An 18174-nucleotide genomic window follows, 5' to 3' on the forward strand; every position below is an offset into this window, starting at 1 on the left:
GTACGTCGAAAGTTTACCGACCTAGCCGCCATGAATTGACAGAAAGGGCGCGCTTTGCACCATGACCAAAGACCCTTGCCGTCCTTGGCACGATGCGCTGGTCAGCGCGACCAAGACCCGGCTGCGCATTCGCCAGACGGGCGCAACCGGTCTGCAGCAACGGCATGTATGGGGTCATACACCGCCGCTGCGCACACTTACCGCGCTTGCCTGAGGACCGCCTGCCCTGCGGTGTTAGCCGTGCTTAGCGTTCCAGCCCCAGATATTCGAGCACATGGTGCGCCAGCGCCTCTACATTCTCACCATCGGCGTGAAGATGGATCTCCGGCGTCTGGGGTGCCTCGTACGGCGAGTCGATCCCGGTGAAATTGGGAATCTGCCCGGCACGCGCCTTGCGGTACAGCCCTTTCACGTCGCGCGCCTCGGCGACAGCCAGCGGCACGTCCACGAAGACCTCGATAAACTCGCCCTGGTCGAAGCGCTCGCGTGCCAGTTGCCGCTCGGCGCGGAACGGCGAAATGAAACTCACCAGCACGATCAGGCCGGCATCGGCCATCAGGCGGGCCACTTCGGCCACACGACGGATGTTTTCCACGCGGTCTTCGTCGGTGAAGCCCAGATCGCGGTTGAGCCCGTGGCGCACGTTGTCGCCGTCCAGGATGAAGGTGTGATAGCCCAGCGCGTGCAGGCGCTTGTCCACCAGGTTGGCGACAGTGGACTTGCCGGCACCCGACAGCCCGGTAAACCACAACACGCGTGGCGCCTGGCCCTTGATGCGCGCACGCGCGCCGCGATCCACGTCCAGATGCTGCCAGTGCACGTTGCCGGCGCGGCGCAACGCGAATTCCAGCGTGCCGGCGGCCACCGTGGCATTGCTCTGCCGGTCGATCAGGATGAAACCGCCGAGCACGCGGTTGCGCGCATAGGGCGAGAACGCGATGGGCTCGTCCAGCGCCAGGTTGCAGTAGCCCACTTCGTTGAGCTCCAGCCGTTTGGCGGCCAGCCGCTCCTGCGTGTTCACATCGACCTTGTGCTTGATGTCGCTGACGCTTACGGCGACCGTGCGGGTGCCGATCTTGAGCCAGTACGGACGGCCGGGCAGCAACGCAGCGTCGTCCATCCACAGCAGATGCGCGGCGAACTGGTCGGCCACTTCCGGCGGGTCGTCGATGGCGGCAATGATGTCGCCACGGCTGATGTCGATCTCATCGCGCAAAGTCAGCGTCACCGCCTGCCCGGCGCGCGCGCTGTCGACCTCGCCATTGGCATCGCGCACGCTTGCCACCTGCGTGCGGCGTCCGGACGGCACCACCACCACCGCATCGCCCGCACGCACCTGGCCGGCGGCAATCGTGCCCGCATAGCCACGGAACTGCGCGTTGGGGCGGTTGACCCATTGCACCGGCAGGCGCAGGCCGCTGGCGGCGTCCGGCGGCTCCAACTGCACGGTGTCCAGGTGCTGCAGCAGATGCGGGCCGCTGTACCACGGCATCCGCATCGAAGCGCTGGACAGATTTTCGCCCGCCAGCGCCGACAGCGGAATGCACTGCACCTGGCCGATGCCCAGCTGCGCGGCGAGCGCGGCGTAGCCTTCTGCGATGTCGGCGAACACCTGCGCGTGGTAGTCCACCAGGTCCATCTTGTTGACCGCCAGCACCACATGCCCGATGCCCAGCAACGACACGATGTAGCTATGCCTGCGGGTCTGCGTCAGCAGGCCCTTGCGCGCATCCACCAGCACCACCGCCACATCGGCAGTCGACGCGCCGGTGGCCATGTTGCGCGTGTACTGCTCGTGCCCGGGGCAATCGGCCACGATGAATTTCCGCCGATCGGTATCGAAATAGCGGTAGGCCACATCGATGGTGATGCCCTGCTCGCGTTCGGCCGCCAGCCCATCCATCAGCAGTGCATAGTCGATGCCCCCGCCCTGGGTGCCATGCCGTCGGCTGTCGCTTTCCAGCGCGGCAAGCTGATCGTCGAACAGGCGCTTGCTGTCGTACAGCAATCGCCCGATCAGCGTGCTCTTGCCGTCGTCCACACTGCCGCAGGTGATGAAGCGCAGCAGCGGCTTGGATTCGTGTTGATGGAGGTAGGCACCGATCGTGCCGGGAATCGGGAATCGGGAATCGGGAATCGCAACGGCGGTGCCCTCCCTCACTGCATCCGCGGCAATCTGCTGTTCCGATTCTCCATTCCCGATTCCCCATTCGCTGCCCATCAGAAATACCCCTCAAGCTTCTTCTGTTCCATCGAGGCGCCCGGGGCGTGGTCGATCATGCGGCCCTGGCGCTCGGAGCTGGCGCTGACCAGCATTTCGGCGATGACCGCTTCCAGCGTGTCGGCGTTGGAGTCGATGGCGCCGGTGAGCGGGTAGCAGCCCAGCGTGCGGAAGCGCACCGAGCGCAGTTGCGGGGTTTCGCCCGGGTGCAGCGGCAGGCGCGCGTCGTCGACCATGATCCAGGCACCACCGCGCTCCACCACCGGGCGCGGGGCGGCGAAGTACAGCGGCACCACCGGAATCTTCTCGCGGTAGATGTACAGCCAGATGTCCAGCTCGGTCCAGTTGGAGAGCGGAAACACACGCACGCTTTCGCCCGGACCGGTGCGCGCGTTGTACAGATTCCACAACTCCGGGCGCTGGTTCTTCGGATCCCAGCGGTGGCGCGCAGTGCGAAACGAAAAGACGCGCTCCTTGGCGCGCGATTTCTCTTCGTCGCGGCGTGCCCCGCCGATCGCCGCATCGAAGCCGCCGTGCTCCAGGGCCTGCTTCAGGCCCTGGGTTTTCATGATGTCGGTGTGCACGGCGGCACCGTGGCTGATCGGGCCAACGTCCTGCATAACGCCGTCGGGGTTGATGTGCACGCGCAGGTCCACCCCGGTCTCGGCCGCGCGGCGGTCGCGGAAGGCGATCATCTCGCGGAACTTCCAGCGTGTGTCGATATGCAGCAGCGGAATCGGCGGCCGCGACGGCGCGAACGCCTTGAGCAGCAGGTGCAGCAGCACCGAGCTGTCCTTGCCCACCGAATACAGCATGACCGGAACCCGGAACTCGGCGGCGACTTCGCGCAGGATGTGGATGCTTTCGGCTTCGAGCCGGTCGAGATGGGACAACGGCGGCAGAGTCATCGGGATATCGTGGATGTCGGCGGGCAGACCAGCCGATGGTAGGGCAAGGCGCCGCAGTGTGTGCCGCCCTGATGACTGCACGAAATAAGCGCCCGGCATAACGCGATAACGGCAATTCCTTTCTGGTGGGCGCAACGCTTCCCTAACATCGTCACTCTCATCAACCCCCCCGGATCCGAATGACCGCCGCCAGTTCCGCGCTACCGCCCAGCCCCTTGCCCGACGAGCGCAAGGTGCTGCTGGACCGGTTGGTCGACGGCCTGGACACCGCATCGCTGTGGTGGCTGTCCGGCTACGCTGCCGGGCTGGCGCAGGGCCATCCGCCGCGCTCGCTGGCGGTGTTGCCCGGCGGACAGGCGCACCCACTCGCCCAGGAAGGCCAACGCCTGACCGTGGTGTACGGCAGCCAGACCGGCAATGCCCGTCGCGAGGCAGAGCACCTAGCCGCCGAGGCCGAAGCCGCGGGTCTGAGCGTGCGCCTGGTGCGCGCCGACGCCTACCCCACCCGCGAGCTGGCCAGTGAGCGGCTGTTGTATGTGGTGATCAGCACCCAGGGCGAAGGTGACCCGCCAGACGATGCGATCGGCCTGGTGGAATTCCTGACCAGCCGTCGCGCGCCTAAGGTGCCCGAGCTCAAGTACGCGGTCCTGGGCCTGGGCGATTCCAGTTATGCCGATTTCTGCGGTATTGCCCGGCGCATCGACGAGCGCCTGGCCGAACTGGGCGGCAGCCGCGTGCAGCCGCGCGGCGAAGCCGATCTGGACATCGACAGCGTTGCCCTGCCGTGGCGCGCACAGGCGCTCACGCATGCGCGCGAGCAGCTCAAGGGCGGCCTGCACTCGGCCACGGTCACGCCGCTGCGCAGCAGCCCGGCCACGCCGGTGTGGTCGCATCAGCAGCCGTTCGCCGCCGAGTTGTTGTCCAATCAGATCATCAGCGGACGCGACTTCAAGGGCCCGGGATTTCGCGTCTATTCGGCGCCCGGCAAGCGCGTGCGGCATCTGGAATTTTCGCTGCAAGGCAGCGGCCTGAGCTATGAGCCGGGCGACGCGCTGGGCATCCGCCACCGCAATCCGCCCGCGTTGGTCGATGCGGTGCTGCAGACCTTGCGGTTGGACGGCGATGCCGCGGTCACCATCGGCGAGCAGACATTGGCATTGCATGCATGGCTCGCCACCCAGCGCGAACTGACCAAGCTGTCGCGGCCGTTTCTCACCGCCCATGCCGAGCGCGCAGGCGCGCAAGAACTGCAAGCGCTGCTCGCCCCCACCCAGACTGCCGGCCTGGCGTCGCTGCTCGCCGATCATCAAGTGATCGACGTGCTGCGCCGCTGGCCGGCGGATTGGGACCACGCCGGCCTGCTCGCCGCGCTGCGTCCCCTCACCCCGCGGCTGTACTCCATCGCCTCCAGCCGCAAGCGCGTGGGCGATGAAGTGCATCTGACCGTGGACGAGGTCACCTACCAGGCGCATGGGCATGCGCATCTGGGTGCGGCCAGCGGCTTTCTGGCCGCGCTTGGCGAAGGCGACACCGCGCCGGTCTACATCGAACCGAACGAGCGCTTCCGGGTACCGGCCGATGCCGATCGCGACATCCTGATGATCGGCCCGGGCACCGGCGTGGCGCCGTTCCGCGGCTTCGTGCAGGAGCGCGCGGAAACCGGCGCCAAGGGCCGTAACTGGCTGTTCTTCGGCGCCCAGCATTTCAATACCGATTTCCTGTACCAGGCCGAATGGCAGCTGGCCCTGCGACGCGGCGAGTTGCACGCGCTGGATCTGGCGTTCTCGCGCGACCAGGCCGAAAAGCTCTACGTGCAACACCGCCTGCGCGCGCGTGGCGCCGAGGTCTATGCCTGGCTGCAGGGCGGCGCGCACGTGTATGTGTGCGGCGCCACCAGCATGGGCAAGGACGTGCATGCGGCCCTGCTCGACATCGTCGCCACCCACGGCGCCCAGGATGCCGAGGCCGCCGCCGCGTATCTCACCCAACTGCAGGTGGAGGGGCGCTATGCACGGGATGTCTATTAGTGCCGGGAATCGCGAGTGGGGAATCGGGAATGGGAAGAGCCCATGTCCGAGTTCTTCCGACCAACTGCGCCGCTTTTCACGATTCCCCATTCCCGATTCTCGATTCTCATGAGCCACTCCGTCGAAGACATCAAATCCGAGAGCCGCCGTCTGCGTGGGTCGCTGGAACAGAGCCTGGCCGATGCGGTGACCGGTGCGTTGCGTGAGGACGATCAGACCCTGATCAAGTACCACGGCAGCTACCAGCAGGACGACCGCGATATTCGCGACGAGCGGCGGCGGCAGAAGCTGGAGCCGGCGTACCAGTTCATGATCCGCACGCGCACGCCGGGCGGGGTGATCACGCCCACGCAATGGCTGGCACTGGATGGCATCGCCACCCGCTACGCCAATCATTCGCTACGCATCACCACGCGCCAGGCATTCCAGTTTCATGGCGTGATCAAGCGCGAATTGAAGGCCACCATGCAGGCCATCAATGCCACCCTGATCGATACGCTGGCCGCCTGCGGCGATGTGAATCGCAACGTGCAGGTGGCCGCGAATCCGCTGCTGTCGCAGGCGCATGCCACGCTGTATGCCGATGCCGCGCGCGTTTCCGAACACCTGTTGCCCAACACGCGGGCGTACTACGAAATCTGGCTGGACGAAGAGCGCGTGTCCGGCTCCGGCAGCGAGGACGAGCCGATCTATGGCGAGCGCTATCTACCGCGCAAATTCAAGATCGGTTTCGCCGCACCGCCGCTCAACGATGTGGACGTGTTCGCCAACGATCTGGGCTTTATCGCCATCCTGCGCGATGGGCAGTTGCTGGGCTACAACGTCAGCATCGGTGGCGGCATGGGCGCCTCGCACGGCGATGCCGAGACCTGGCCGCGCGTGGCCAACGTGATCGGCTTCGTGACCCGCGAACAGTTGCTGGATATCGCCACTGCGGTGGTCACCACGCAACGCGACTTCGGCAACCGTGCGGTGCGCAAGCGCGCACGCTTCAAGTACACCATCGACGACCACGGGCTGGACACCATCGTGGCCGAGATCGCACGCCGCGCCGGCTTCGCACTGCAACCGGCGCAGCCGTTCGCGTTCGACCACAACGGCGACCGCTATGGCTGGGTCGAAGGCGAAGACGGGCTATGGCATCTGACCCTGTCGCTGCCGGCCGGTCGCATTGCCGACACCGATACCGCAGCGCATTTGAGTGGATTGCGCGCAATCGCGCAGTTGAACGTTGGCGAGTTCCGCATGACGCCCAACCAGAACCTGGTGATCGCCGGCGTACTGGCCAGCGAGCGCGCACGCGTCGATGCGCTGGTGGCGCACTACGGGCTGGACGCCGGCAACCAGTCCGCCACTGCCTTGGCGCGCGGCGCAATGGCCTGCGTGGCACTGCCAACCTGTGGCCTGGCAATGGCCGAGGCCGAGCGCTATCTGCCCGATTTCGGCGCGGCGCTGCAGCCGCTGCTGCAACAGCACGGCCTGGCCGAGACGCCGATCGTGCTGCGCCTGTCCGGCTGCCCGAACGGCTGCTCGCGCCCGTATCTTGCCGAGATCGCGCTGGTCGGCAAGGCGCCCGGGCGCTACAACCTGATGCTGGGTGGCGACCGTCGCGGGCAGCGGCTCAATACGCTGTATCGCGAAAACATCACCGAGCCGGAGATCCTGGCCGCGTTGGAACCGCTGTTGGCGCGCTATGCCGCCGAACGCGACCACGCCAACGATGAAGGCTTCGGCGATTTCCTGCATCGCGCCGGGGTGATCGCATTGCCGCCCTACCCCACGCACCGTCGCCTCGACCTGGAATTGCTCGCATGACCGCGCTGCCTGCTGCATCGATCACTTCTTCCGCGTTCGACGATCTGGACGCGCTCAATGCGCAGCTGGAAGGGCTGCGTGCCGATCAACGCGTGGCCTGGGCGCTGCAGCACGGCCCGCAGAACGCGGCCTTGTCGTCCAGCTTCGGCGCGCAATCGGCGGTTACCTTGCATCTGCTCAGTCGGCAACGTCCGGACATCCCGGTAATCCTGATCGACACCGGTTATCTGTTTCCGGAAACCTACCGTTTTGCCGATGCCTTGACCGAGCGACTCAAGCTCAATCTCAAGGTCTATCGCCCGCTGGTCAGCCGCGCCTGGATGGAAGCGCGCCACGGCCGCCTGTGGGAGCAAGGCATGGTGGGCATCGATCAATACAACAATCTGCGCAAGGTCGAACCGATGCGCCGGGCCTTGAACGAACTCGACGTCGGCACCTGGTTTACCGGCCTGCGCCGCAGCCAGTCCGGCGGCCGCGCGCAGACGCCGATCGTGCAGAAACGCGGCGAGCGTTACAAAATCAGCCCGATTGCCGACTGGACAGATCGCGATGTGTGGCAATACCTGCAAGCGCACGACCTGCCGTATCACCCGCTCTGGGAACAAGGCTACGTGTCCATCGGCGATTTCCACACCACGCGTCGCTGGGAGCCCGGCATGCGTGAAGAAGACACGCGCTTTTACGGTCTCAAGCGCGAGTGCGGCATCCACGAAGATATCTAGCGTCAGCGGTCCATTGCCAGTTGCGCTTGTACGGGTGACGCTTCACCAGCATGTGCGGCAGCTGCATGGGCATGCTGCATCCAGGATGCAACGGCAGTGCGCTGCGAGCTGCACTCATGCACCGGCGCACGCATCACCCCGCCGAGGCATCGGCGTGAGCGCGCCGCATCCAGTAACGATCGAACGCCCACATCAGCAACAACGACAGGCCGACCAGCGGGAAGATCAGCCCGCACAGCACCAGCAACGCCATCAGGCCGCGTAGCGTGCGCGGGTCGGCAGGCAACGGCGGTACGCCCAAGCCACCGCTGGGGCGGCGCTTCCACCACATCACCGCCGCGCTGACGCACAACAGCACGATGGCGATGCAGGCGAACAACAGGATCAACTGATTGGCAGTGCCGTATTGCTGCCCCAGATGCACGTTGATGCCCCATTCCAGCAGCCTGGCCAGCGGCCCGTAGTCGCGATAGCGCATGTCCAGCAGTACCGCACCGCTGTACTGATCCAAATGGATCACCCGCTGCCGCTGCAGATCGGCCGGGTACACCGACGCGGTATAGACCCCGGCCGCACCACGCGGCGGCGCCACGCTATATCCCGGCAGGATGCCGCGTGCCTCGAAACGCGCCATCGCTGCGTCCAGACCGATCGCGCCGCGTCCCGGCGCAGCGAATCCAGCGGAATCGCCGTGATCGGCATGTGCGTTGTCTGCCGAGTGCGCGTGCTCCGACTGGCCAGGGTGCTCTGCGTGTTCTTCGTGGCCTGCATGCGCTGCGTTTGCTGGGAGCGCTCCATGCCCGGAGTGTCCGGAGTGCTCAAAATGCTCGTCGCCCATCTGCAACGCACGTGCTTGCTGACCATGCGCGTGCTCATCCACCGCGCCAGTTCGCTGTGCAGGCACCACAGATTCCGGCAGGCGCGCCTGCCGCAACGACCACGCTGGCTCGCCACTGTCGGCCAAGCGCTGCTGCGACATCGGCTGCTGCACGCGCAGCCCGGCCGGATAGCCGAAATCATGCCCATTGGCCCAGCGATTGACCTGCGCGCCCCATAGCCACGACCACGGCATGCCGGTCAGCGCCAGAAACAGCAGGATCGCACCGACCCCGGCACCGGTCACTGCGTGCAGGTCGCGCCAGAACAGCCGCTGTTTCGGTTTGCCACGCACACTGATCACGCCGCCGCGTCGCCCGCGCGGCCACCACAGATACACCCCCGTGAGCACCAGCACGATGGCCCATCCGCCGGCCATTTCGATCAGGCCGCGGGCATATGGCCCCACCAGCGCAAGACTATGCAGCCGGCGGATCGTCCAGCTGAGCGTGCCGTGCTCGGGCAGGGCGCCCAACACCCGCGCACGGTACGGATCGACATACGCCACCCGCCGCACGCCTTGCGCATCCACCAGCCCGATCTCGGCGCTCGCATCGGCGCGTTTGGGCGTGGTGTACACAAACAAGCTGCCGCCGTAGCGCCCTTGTGCAGCGGCAACCAACTGCTGTGCGGGCAGGCGCGCATCGCCTATCGGCACCACCTTCAACCCGTGGTGCACGCTGCGGTCGATGGCCTCCTGGTACAGGAACGCAGCCCCGGTCACCGCCAGCCAGATGATGAAAGGCAGCACGAGCAGCCCGGCATAAAAATGCCAGCGCCACACCGCGCGATAGAAGCGCCAGCGGCTAGCTTGGCGTGCATCGTCTACGCGACCCTGGTCGGTCATTGCATGCATCAGAAGCTCCAATCCCACGACACCGACAACGCACGCCCATCGCCGGGTGAGTAACCGGAGCTGCCACTGTCGTACCAGGCGTACACATACGCACGATCGGTGACGTTGCGTAGCTGCAGGCTGAGCGCATTGCGCGCATCCACGGCCCAGCGCGCGCCCAGATTGAGCAAGGCGTAGCCACCGGTGCGGCCCAGCGTGTTGGTGCGTTCCAGGTAGTAATCGCCTTGCGCATTGCCCCAGGCGCTCACCTGCACCGATGAACCGACCTGCCACTCCAGCCCGGCGGTGGCCAACCAGTGCGGCACGTTTTCGATTTCCTTGCCGCGCGTGGCCGGGGCGCTCGGATCGGGCGTGGCGATGCTGGCCTTCTGCCGCGAATACGAGACCCACGCGCGCCAATGCTCAGCCGGCTGCACGTTGAGCTGCGCATCCCACCCGCGCCGCAGCGTACGGCCGACATTGGCCACATCGCCGATGCCTACCACGCCATTGACGCCGAAAACAGTGGCCACCTCCCCGGATGCGCGCTGCTCCCAATACGCCAGGCGCCCGTCCACCAGGGCCGACGGCGCGAACTTGAAGCCGGTCTCCCAACCGTCGTTGATCGAGGGCCCCAGGTTGCCGGGCTGGCGACGGTAGGCGCCATCGCCGCTGCCGATCTGGAACGTACGTCCCCAGTTCGCATACACGCTGCTCTGCTCGCCCACGCGGTAGCTCGCACTGAACTTGGGTTGCTTGATGGTGCCGTAGTCGTAGGTTGGCGCAATGCTGCCGGCCAGCACGTCATGCAGCTGTCCATCGACACGATCGATGCGATACCCCGGCACCAGCTGCAAGCGCGCAATGGGGGTCAGCACGGCCTGCACATACGCGCCACGCGTGCGCAGATCGTAGTCCCAATCGCGCAGCTTTGCCCCGCGCACACGGGCCACGGTGCGATACCGCTGCGACTGGTTGTCCTGCCACTGCGCATCCACCCCGGCTTCCAGGTTGGCCTGCAGCGCGCCCCAGTCCGGCTGCCAGTTGCTACGCAGCAACAGCCCGCGATGGGTTTCGTCGGTATCGCGTTCCTGCTGCAGCCCGGCCGCAGAAAACCGCACCCAGCGTTGGTTGCGGTAGTCGTTCTGGTAGGCCTTGGCGCTCCATTGCGCCTGCTCGCCGAACGCACCGTCCGCATGCAACGCAGTCTGGCGCACACGACGCTCGCTGCGGTCGTTCTGCGCATAGTCCGGCGAGCTGCGCGGCGCCGCACGCGCGGTGGCGGCGTCCAGATAGCCGGCTTCCAATGCGTGGTTGTCGTAGTACCGCGTGGTGAGCCCTGCGCGGAATGCACCGTCCGGGTCGGTGTAGAACCACTTGCCCGCCACGCTGCGTTTGCGCGCGTCGGCATGATCGCGATACCCGTCCGAGTCGCGCCAGGCCAGCACATAGTTCTGGCTCCAGGCGCCCTGCTCGAACCCTTTGCTGAGTTGCACCTCGCGCGCATCGAAGCTGCCGGCCGTCACGCTCAAGCGGCCGTCGTTGCCGCCGGTACGGGTGAGCACGTCCACGCTGCCGGCAATGGCATTCAAGCCATAGCGCGCGTCGTTGGTGCCGCGCACGATCTCGATCGCGCTGATGTCCTGCGCAAACACCGCGTCCAGGTACGGCATGGCGCCGGCATTGTCGTTGCTGGGGATGCCGTCGATCAGCAGTTTCACCGCATTGATGCGTCCCTCGCCATTGAATCCGCGGAACGAAAAGCGCCCCGCATCGGTGCCCATGCGGAACTGAGTGACCTGCACCCCGGGCGCGCGCATCAGCAGTTCCCAGCTGTAGTCCACATGTTGATCGTGCAGCAGCTCGCCGCCGATCACATCCACCGAGCTCAGCACGCGCGCCGTGCTCGGGCTGCGCTGCGCGTGTTCGCTCACCTGCACCTTGCCCAGCGTGAGTGCCGCGTCTTGCGCCTGCACATCGCATGCAGGCCCCCACACCAGCGCCAACGACGGCGCATACCACATCGTTTTCAACAACCGCAGACGCATGACCAACCCTTCGCCGTGACTGCACGGCCGCACAGCCGTACGCTGCCACCGTCGCGGCGCGCATCGGCATCATTCGATAAGACGCGAGTCGCCCGCACTGCCCGGCAGGGACGCCGAACACCTCAGGCGCGCACGGGGCATTGCTGCGTGGACGCCCGCACAGGGGCCACCTTATGCGGCCAGCGGTGGTCCACGTGCGCCGAGTGCGGCCCATCGAAAGACCGAGCGTGCGCCTGCCTGGGTGAGCACCGGAGCCGGCGCCGGCCGCGGTTGCAGCAGGCACAGCAACGCCACGATCAGCAATGGCAGCAACCGTGCGGCCAAGACGCAGTAATCGCAGGCTTGCCCATGCGTCGCTGCGTCGTGGGTGCCGGCGTGCTGCATGTTCGCTACGGCGCCGGAGTGCGCGTCCGCAGCCATACCGGCCGGCTGGGTTCGATGACCGGCATGCAGCGCGCGCGCTGCAGACAACGCTGGAACACCCATGCACATCGGCTCGATCGGCTGCGCCTGGCTCCAGCGGCTGATCAGCGGTGCGACCAGCATCAGCGCCACCGCCAGACAGGCAAGCAGGGGCAACAACCGATGGCGACGGGACAAACGCAGCATGCGTCGAAGTGTAAGCCGCCACGCAAGCCGGGGCGATGGTCGCGGCCGATGCGCGACCGCATGTCGCACCCGGCTGGCCCGGTCACACCCGGATGACCCGCGCCCAGGCATGCGCCGGAGCCGGCACGCCAGAACCGGATGGGCCAGCCGCTGCAGCCGCAGGCCCGTTTGCCGCACGCCGGCCTCGTCCACGCGCCGCCGTCCTGGTCGGCAGTCACAGTTTCGTCCGACCTCTGTGACCGCAGACACATGAAGGGCCTTGGCATGCCCTATGCTTGCCGCTTCCACCCTGTAGCTACGCGCATGAGTACCGTCCTGTCCGATCGAGCGGCCGAACCGCTTCCCTGCGCACCCAAGCCCCCCAGCGAAGCATTGCGTCTGCAGGCACTGCGCAGCTACGGCATTCTCGACACCCCGCGCGAAGCGGCCTTCGAAGACATCACCCGGCTCGCCTCGATCATTTGCCAGACGCCGATCGCGCTGATCAGCCTGGTCGATGGGGACCGCCAGTGGTTCAAGAGCGAGCTGGGGATGGGCGAGCGCGAGACCCCGCTGTTCAAGTCGATGTGCGCGCATGCGCTGCTCGAGAACGATGTGCTGGTGGTGCCCGACACGCGCGAAGACATCCGCTTTGCGCGCAACCCACTGGTCACCGGCGAGGCGCCGCTGCATTTCTATGCAGGTGCCTTGTTGAAGACACCCGACGGCCTGCCCCTTGGCACGGTCTGCGTGCTCGACCGGCAGCCGCGTCAACTCACCGACGAGCAGGTGGAAGCCCTGCGCGCATTGGCACGCCAGACCATGGCGCAGCTGGAATTTCGGCGCGCACTGGCAATCGCCGAGGAATCCGATCGCTACCGCAGCCGCCTGATGGCCATCGCCGGGCACGATCTGAAGACCCCATTGCGCACTGCCGCCTACGCCATCGACAAGATGCGCCGGCACGCCGACGTCGACGCCGTTCCCAACCTGGTCGCTGCGCGCGATGCGATCAGCCTGGTCGGCCGCAGCCTGGACGAGCTGGCCACGCTGGCGGCCGCGAGCAAGGCCGCCATGCCGGACCTGCAGCCACTGCAGCTGGAAGACGTGCTGCATTCGATCCTCGGCGTGTGGCGTCAACCAGCCATCGACAAGTACCTGGCCCTTCGCTATGTGCACACCTCGCTGCGCGTGCGCAGCCACCCCACGCTGCTGACCACCTTGATCGGCAACCTGGTCGGCAATGCCATCAAGTACACCGAACGCGGCCGCGTGCTGGTCGGCACCCGCCGCCGTCCCGGTTTTGCGGAAGTGAACATCATCGACAGCGGCATCGGCTTGAACATGGACCAACCCGAGCAGGTCTTCCAGGCGTTCCGCCAGGCCGACCCGCGCAGCGACGGTTTGGGCATCGGCCTGTGGATCGTGCATCGCACTGCCGAGACGTTGGGCTGCGAAGTGGACGTGCGTCCGCGCCCGCAGGGCGGCACCTGTTTTTCGGTGCGGATTCCATTGGCCTAAAGATGTGTGGCCCGCAGCGTGCTCGGGCTGCGCGGCGGACGCCTGGGGTTTACCGGTTGGGGCAGCGGTCTGTGGCCAGACCAGAACGCGCGGCCACTCCATCCCGTCGCGCCGACGTTGCAGCAGCCGACACCACATGCCACGCGAAAGCCCGCGTCAGCGGCGATCGCGGAGACCCGGCGGCTCGCCGCAGGCATGGAAACCAGCACCGGCCCGGATCGCGCACTGTCTGCAGTGGCATGGCACGTCTGAGCGGTGTTCCATCTTCAACCGAGATGCCGCTGCGGAACACAAAAAAAGGCGGACCCGGGCTCCCGACCCGGGTCCGCCGCCAAGCACGCCAGGCCTCTCCCCAGGGACCCGGATGCGCCAGCCGCTCTGTGCACAGCCTCGCGCAACAGCGATGCGACAGCGCTAGCAACCTTCGACGACACCGCGAAACACACCGGCGATGCGATCACCTGAATCGCCAGCTCTGCGCCGTCCACCCCTAGACGTCCGAGAGTGTCGCGTCATGGTTGCTATAAGGGTTTTCGACAACGCAGCACGCAACTTGATGCGCCCGGTAGACGCCAACTGCATCGCCCTGACACGGGTAGGGAAAATCACCCACAGCACACGCTGCGGCGCAGTTGGGCACATGCGCATCGCCTTGATCCTATAGACATTTTTTCGGGGCAGTTGCGCTGCAGCGCAGCACCGGCGTCATCGCGAACGCACCGATTGCACCGCCAGGCAGCCAGTACCTGGAACGGATATGCACACACGTCCAGTCCCACTCCTGTGCGCTGTCTACACCGCCTGACGACTGCTCGCGAGGGTGTGCTAGCCGCCCATATCGCAGCGTCAGACGTCGGACGCAGCCGCATCCTGGCGCGCGAACCACTCCGCCGAGTGCACATCCTCGGCCGCAACGTCCAGCGCCTTGCGCAGCACCGCCAGCGGGATCTGCACACGCGTGCTGCCCGCCTGCACGGCCACCCATAACACTTCGTCGCGCGGGTCGGCCAGCACCGTCAGTACCTCATGCTCGCGGCCCTCGATGCTGGCCGATAGTTGCAGCGACATGCCGCCGTCCGGCTCGGACGACCACAGTCTGCTCAGTGCCGGACGCAGTGGCTCGGTCATCGTGCCGCTCAGCTGGTGATGGTCTGGGTCAGCGATTCCCAGGTCGGCGGCAGGGGCCAGTTCGGTGCCTGATTGCCGTCCAGCACCCGGCGCAGATCGCGCTTGTCGATTTGCGGCGCGAGCACATGCACCAGATCCAGGGCGTAGTCGCGCAGGACGCGGTCGCGCGGCAGCACCGCCCAGGCGATGCACTCGGCAATCGGCGCGGGCGCCGGCCAGGCGCGCAGATCCTCGTCGAAGGCGTTGACCGCCATTTCCGCGACCAATCCCACGCCAAGCCCTGCGCGCACATAGGTCTTGATCAGGTCGGCATCCAGCGCGGTCAGCGCGATGCTCGGCTCCAGTCCCACCTGCGCAAACGCGCGCTGCAGCGAAGAGCCCGGCCGGGTGGAGGATTCGTAACTGATCAGCGGATGTTCGGCCAGCGCATGCATGTCCGGCGCCGTGCGTGGGTGATCCAATGCATGCCCCCGCGGCACCACCACCAGCCGCCGCCAGCGGTATAGCGGCACTGCGATGCCGGCGCTCGGCTCGCCACCGGCGGTGCTGACCACCGCGATGTCCGCATCGCCCTGGCTCAGCAGATCCAGGGCCGCACTTTCGGCGGCCTGCTGCAGATGCACGCTCACTTGCGGGTAGGCATTCTTGATCTGCGCCACCGCCGGCGGCAGCACGAAGCGGGCCTGGGTATGGGTGGTGGTCAGGGTCAGCTGACCCTGGCTTTCGCGGCGCTGGTTGGCGGCATAGGTGCGGATGTTGTTGGCCTCCGACAGCACTGCACGCGCGCGCTCGATCACTTCCACACCGGCCGGCGTCACTGCATCCAGGCTGCGCCCCTTGCGCACGAACAGCAGAAAGCCGAGTTCGTCCTCCAACTGCTTGAGCTGCTTGGACAGGCCAGGCTGGGTCGCATGCACGCGCGCGGCGGCCAGGGTGATGTTCAGCTCGGCATCGGCGATGGCCACCAGATAGCGAAGTTGGGTCAGCGTCATGGCTTATATCCAAAAAAGCGCGAGGCGCTATAAGGGATTCGACTGTAGAGGAGTTCTGCGGGCCAGCTTATAACCGAACGCTATTTTCAGGATGTATGAAGTCATTTCCGACGGCTATAAGCCGGCGTTACGGTCTGGCCCTCCTCCAACGATGCTGCCGAACCGTGACTCCTGCGTTCCCGCTGCTTGCTGACCTGCGTGGCCGTGCCGTCCTGGTGGTCGGCGGCGGCGCCGATGCCGAGCACGCCACTGGCCAGTTGCTGCAGGCCGGTGCGCTGCCGCTGGTCGGCGCGCCCGAGCTCTCCGCGCAGTTGCGGCACTGGGCGCAGGCAGGGCGGCTGCGTTGGTTGGCCGGTCGGTTCGACCCGGCATGGCTGGCGCAGTCCGACCAACCGCTATGGCTCACCGTCGCCGCCAGCGAATCGGCAGCGCTCAACGACGCCCTGCGCCAAGCAGCAAGTGCCCATCGGCTGCTGACCCACGCCGTAGCGCCTGCGGCGTCCGCAACGGTTCCTGCGCGCTCCACAGGACCGCGCAGCGCGATCGGCACGCTGGCGCCCGGCAACGTAAGCCTGGTCGGCGCCGGCCCCGGCGATCCGGGCCTGCTCACCCGACATGCGCTGCGCGCACTGCGTCAGGCCGAGGTGGTGCTGCACGACCGCCTGGTCAGCCCGCAGATCCTGCGCCTGGCTCGGCACGGCGCGCACCTCATCGAGGTCGGCAAGTCGGCGCAAGGCCATAGCACCCGGCAGGAACAGATTCACGGCCTGATGCTGGAACACGCCCGGGCCGGTCGCCGCGTGGTACGGCTGAAGGGCGGCGACCCATTCGTGTTCGGCCGCGGCGGCGAAGAGCTGGAATTCCTGCGCGCGCACGGCATCGGCTTTCAGGTCATTCCCGGCATCACCGCCGCGATCGCCTGCGCCGCCTATGCCGGCATTCCGCTCACCCACCGCGACCATGCGCAATCGCTGCGGCTGATCACCGCGCACTGCAAGGATTCGCTGGACACGCTGGATTGGCAGGCGCTTGGCCAGGAACGCCAGACCCTGGCGTTCTACATGGGCGTGGCCGGTCTGGACGCCATCCAGCAACGCCTGCTGCAGGCCGGCCGCGCACCCACCACCCCGTTCGCGCTGGTCGAAAACGGCTCGCGCCCGCAGCAACGCGTGATCACCGGTACGCTCGCCAGCCTGGCCGCCAGCGCCCGGCAGCATGCCGTGACCGCACCGGCGCTGCTGATCCTGGGCGAGGTAACGGCACTGGCGCAGACGCTGCATTGGTTCGGCAGCGCGCCGCTGAGCGCCTCGCCGCCGCACTCACCCGGCGCAACGCCCCACACGCCCACACTCGCCCACGCAGCCTGATTCCGACGGAGACCCCATGGCCCTGTACGACAACATTCTCGACACCATCGGCCGCACCCCGGTGGTCAAGCTCCAACGCCTCGCCCCGGATAACGTGACCTTGTACGTCAAGGTCGAATCGTTCAATCCCGGCGGCTCGGTCAAGGACCGGCTGGCGCTGGCGATCATCCTGGACGCCGAACAGCGCGGCCTGCTCAAGCCCGGCGACACCATCGTCGAAGCCACCTCCGGCAACACCGGCGTGGCACTGGCCATGGTGGCCGCAGCACGCGGCTACAAGTTCGTCGCCACCATGGTGGAAACCTTCTCCATCGAACGCCGCAAGCTGATGCGTGCCTATGGCGCCAAGGTCATCCTGACGCCGGCTGCCGAGCGCGGCAGCGGCATGGTGCGCAAAGCGAAGGAGCTGGCCGAACAGCACGGCTGGTTCCTGGCCAGCCAGTTCGCCAATCCGGCCAACCCGGCCTACCACCGCAACACCACCGCTGCCGAGATCCTGCGCGATTTCGCCGGCCACCGGCTGGACCATTTCGTCACCGGCTGGGGCACCGGCGGCACCCTCACCGGCGTGGGCGAGGTCCTGAGCGTTGCGCGCCCGGAAGTGCGCATCACCGCCTCGGAGCCGGCTGGCGCCGCCTTGCTGCAAGGCCAGGACTGGAAACCGCACAAGATCCAGGGCTGGACCCCGGACTTCGTACCCGAGGTGCTCAACCGCGAGGTCGCCCATGAGGTGCTGAGCGTGGAAGACACCGACGCCATCACCGTGGCGCGGCGCCTGGCCGCCGAAGAAGGCATCTTCACCGGCATCTCCGGCGGTGCCACCGTCGCCACCGCGCTGCGCGTGGCAGAAGGCGCGGTGCCTGGCGCCGTCATCCTGGCGATGCTGCCCGACACTGGCGAGCGCTACTTCTCGACCCCGCTCTTCGCCGACATCAACGAAGGCTCCGACGACGACTGGCTGGCCGGGCTGCCCTGATCGGGCGCAGTTGATGACCAGACCTGAAGCCGCGCAATGCGCGGCTTTTTGGCCACGGCTGAACAGTGCATTTGCGCCGGAAGACGCCGCGTCGCGGCGGGCAATTCATGCTCGCGATCCGTGACCGCCTCGAGGCGAAAGCGCACGCGG

13 protein-coding genes are annotated in these 18174 nt (G+C 66.8%); 6 read left to right on the forward strand and 7 right to left on the reverse strand.

Going from position 1 to position 18174, the window contains the following annotated elements; all coding sequences use genetic code 11:
- Positions 1–244 precede the first annotated feature (244 nt).
- Positions 245–2221, reverse strand: a complete 1977-nt coding sequence (gene cysN / locus EO156_RS17865; RefSeq protein WP_033482948.1) for a sulfate adenylyltransferase subunit CysN — start codon at positions 2219–2221, stop codon at positions 245–247.
- Positions 2221–3129, reverse strand: coding sequence for a sulfate adenylyltransferase subunit CysD (gene cysD / locus EO156_RS17870; protein WP_016850328.1), 909 nt, complete (start codon positions 3127–3129; stop codon positions 2221–2223). Before cysD ends, cysN begins: the two co-directional genes overlap by 1 nt.
- Positions 3130–3308: 179 nt before the next feature.
- Between cysD and EO156_RS17875 the strand changes: the two genes are divergently transcribed.
- From EO156_RS17875 to EO156_RS17885, 3 genes are all read left to right on the forward strand, one after another.
- Entirely contained in the window at positions 3309–5156 is a 1848-nt protein-coding gene (locus EO156_RS17875) for an assimilatory sulfite reductase (NADPH) flavoprotein subunit (RefSeq protein ID WP_029829359.1), read from the forward strand.
- A 108-nt stretch (positions 5157–5264) separates the two neighbouring features.
- Complete coding sequence (cysI, locus tag EO156_RS17880; protein ID WP_011052200.1) at positions 5265–6971, forward strand: assimilatory sulfite reductase (NADPH) hemoprotein subunit; 1707 nt, start codon at positions 5265–5267, stop codon at positions 6969–6971.
- Positions 6968–7693, forward strand: coding sequence for a phosphoadenylyl-sulfate reductase (locus EO156_RS17885; protein WP_016850461.1), 726 nt, complete (start codon positions 6968–6970; stop codon positions 7691–7693). Before cysI ends, EO156_RS17885 begins: the two co-directional genes overlap by 4 nt.
- 133 nt (positions 7694–7826) lie before the next feature.
- Here EO156_RS17885 and EO156_RS17890 read toward each other — a convergent pair whose 3' ends face one another.
- From EO156_RS17890 to EO156_RS17900, 3 genes are all read right to left on the reverse strand, one after another.
- A complete protein-coding gene (locus EO156_RS17890; protein ID WP_016850459.1) occupies positions 7827–9425 on the reverse strand; it encodes a PepSY domain-containing protein in 1599 nt (532 codons plus the stop codon).
- Positions 9425–11428: a TonB-dependent receptor gene (locus EO156_RS17895; RefSeq protein WP_016850458.1), complete on the reverse strand. Its 2004-nt coding sequence runs from the start codon at positions 11426–11428 to the stop codon at positions 9425–9427. The genes EO156_RS17890 and EO156_RS17895 overlap by 1 nt, the downstream gene beginning before the upstream one ends.
- 195 nt (positions 11429–11623) lie before the next feature.
- On the reverse strand, positions 11624–12061 hold the full coding sequence (locus tag EO156_RS17900; RefSeq protein ID WP_016850457.1) for a DUF2946 family protein: 438 nt from the start codon (positions 12059–12061) through the stop codon (positions 11624–11626).
- A gap of 303 nt (positions 12062–12364) precedes the next feature.
- On the opposite strand from EO156_RS17900, the gene EO156_RS17905 reads away from it, so the two are divergent.
- Positions 12365–13561, forward strand: coding sequence for a GAF domain-containing sensor histidine kinase (locus tag EO156_RS17905; RefSeq protein WP_016850559.1), 1197 nt, complete (start codon positions 12365–12367; stop codon positions 13559–13561).
- An 846-nt stretch (positions 13562–14407) separates the two neighbouring features.
- On the opposite strand, the gene EO156_RS17915 is transcribed toward EO156_RS17905, so the two are convergent.
- Both EO156_RS17915 and EO156_RS17920 read right to left on the reverse strand, forming a co-directional pair.
- Positions 14408–14689, reverse strand: a complete 282-nt coding sequence (locus EO156_RS17915; protein WP_016850560.1) for a hypothetical protein — start codon at positions 14687–14689, stop codon at positions 14408–14410.
- Positions 14690–14697: 8 nt separating this feature from the next.
- Complete coding sequence (locus EO156_RS17920) at positions 14698–15681, reverse strand: LysR family transcriptional regulator (protein WP_003487249.1); 984 nt, start codon at positions 15679–15681, stop codon at positions 14698–14700.
- 164 nt (positions 15682–15845) lie between these two features.
- Between EO156_RS17920 and cobA the strand changes: the two genes are divergently transcribed.
- Both cobA and cysK read left to right on the forward strand, forming a co-directional pair.
- A complete protein-coding gene (gene cobA / locus EO156_RS17925) occupies positions 15846–17048 on the forward strand; it encodes a uroporphyrinogen-III C-methyltransferase (RefSeq protein ID WP_005914508.1) in 1203 nt (400 codons plus the stop codon).
- Positions 17049–17064: 16 nt separating this feature from the next.
- The gene (gene cysK / locus EO156_RS17930; RefSeq protein ID WP_005922382.1) at positions 17065–18024 is read left to right on the forward strand and encodes a cysteine synthase A; all 960 of its coding nucleotides are present in this window, start codon (positions 17065–17067) and stop codon (positions 18022–18024) included.
- Positions 18025–18174 lie beyond the last annotated feature (150 nt).

This window comes from Xanthomonas sp. DAR33341 (assembly GCF_003992815.1).
Taxonomy (GTDB): Bacteria; Pseudomonadota; Gammaproteobacteria; order Xanthomonadales; family Xanthomonadaceae; genus Xanthomonas; species Xanthomonas cissicola.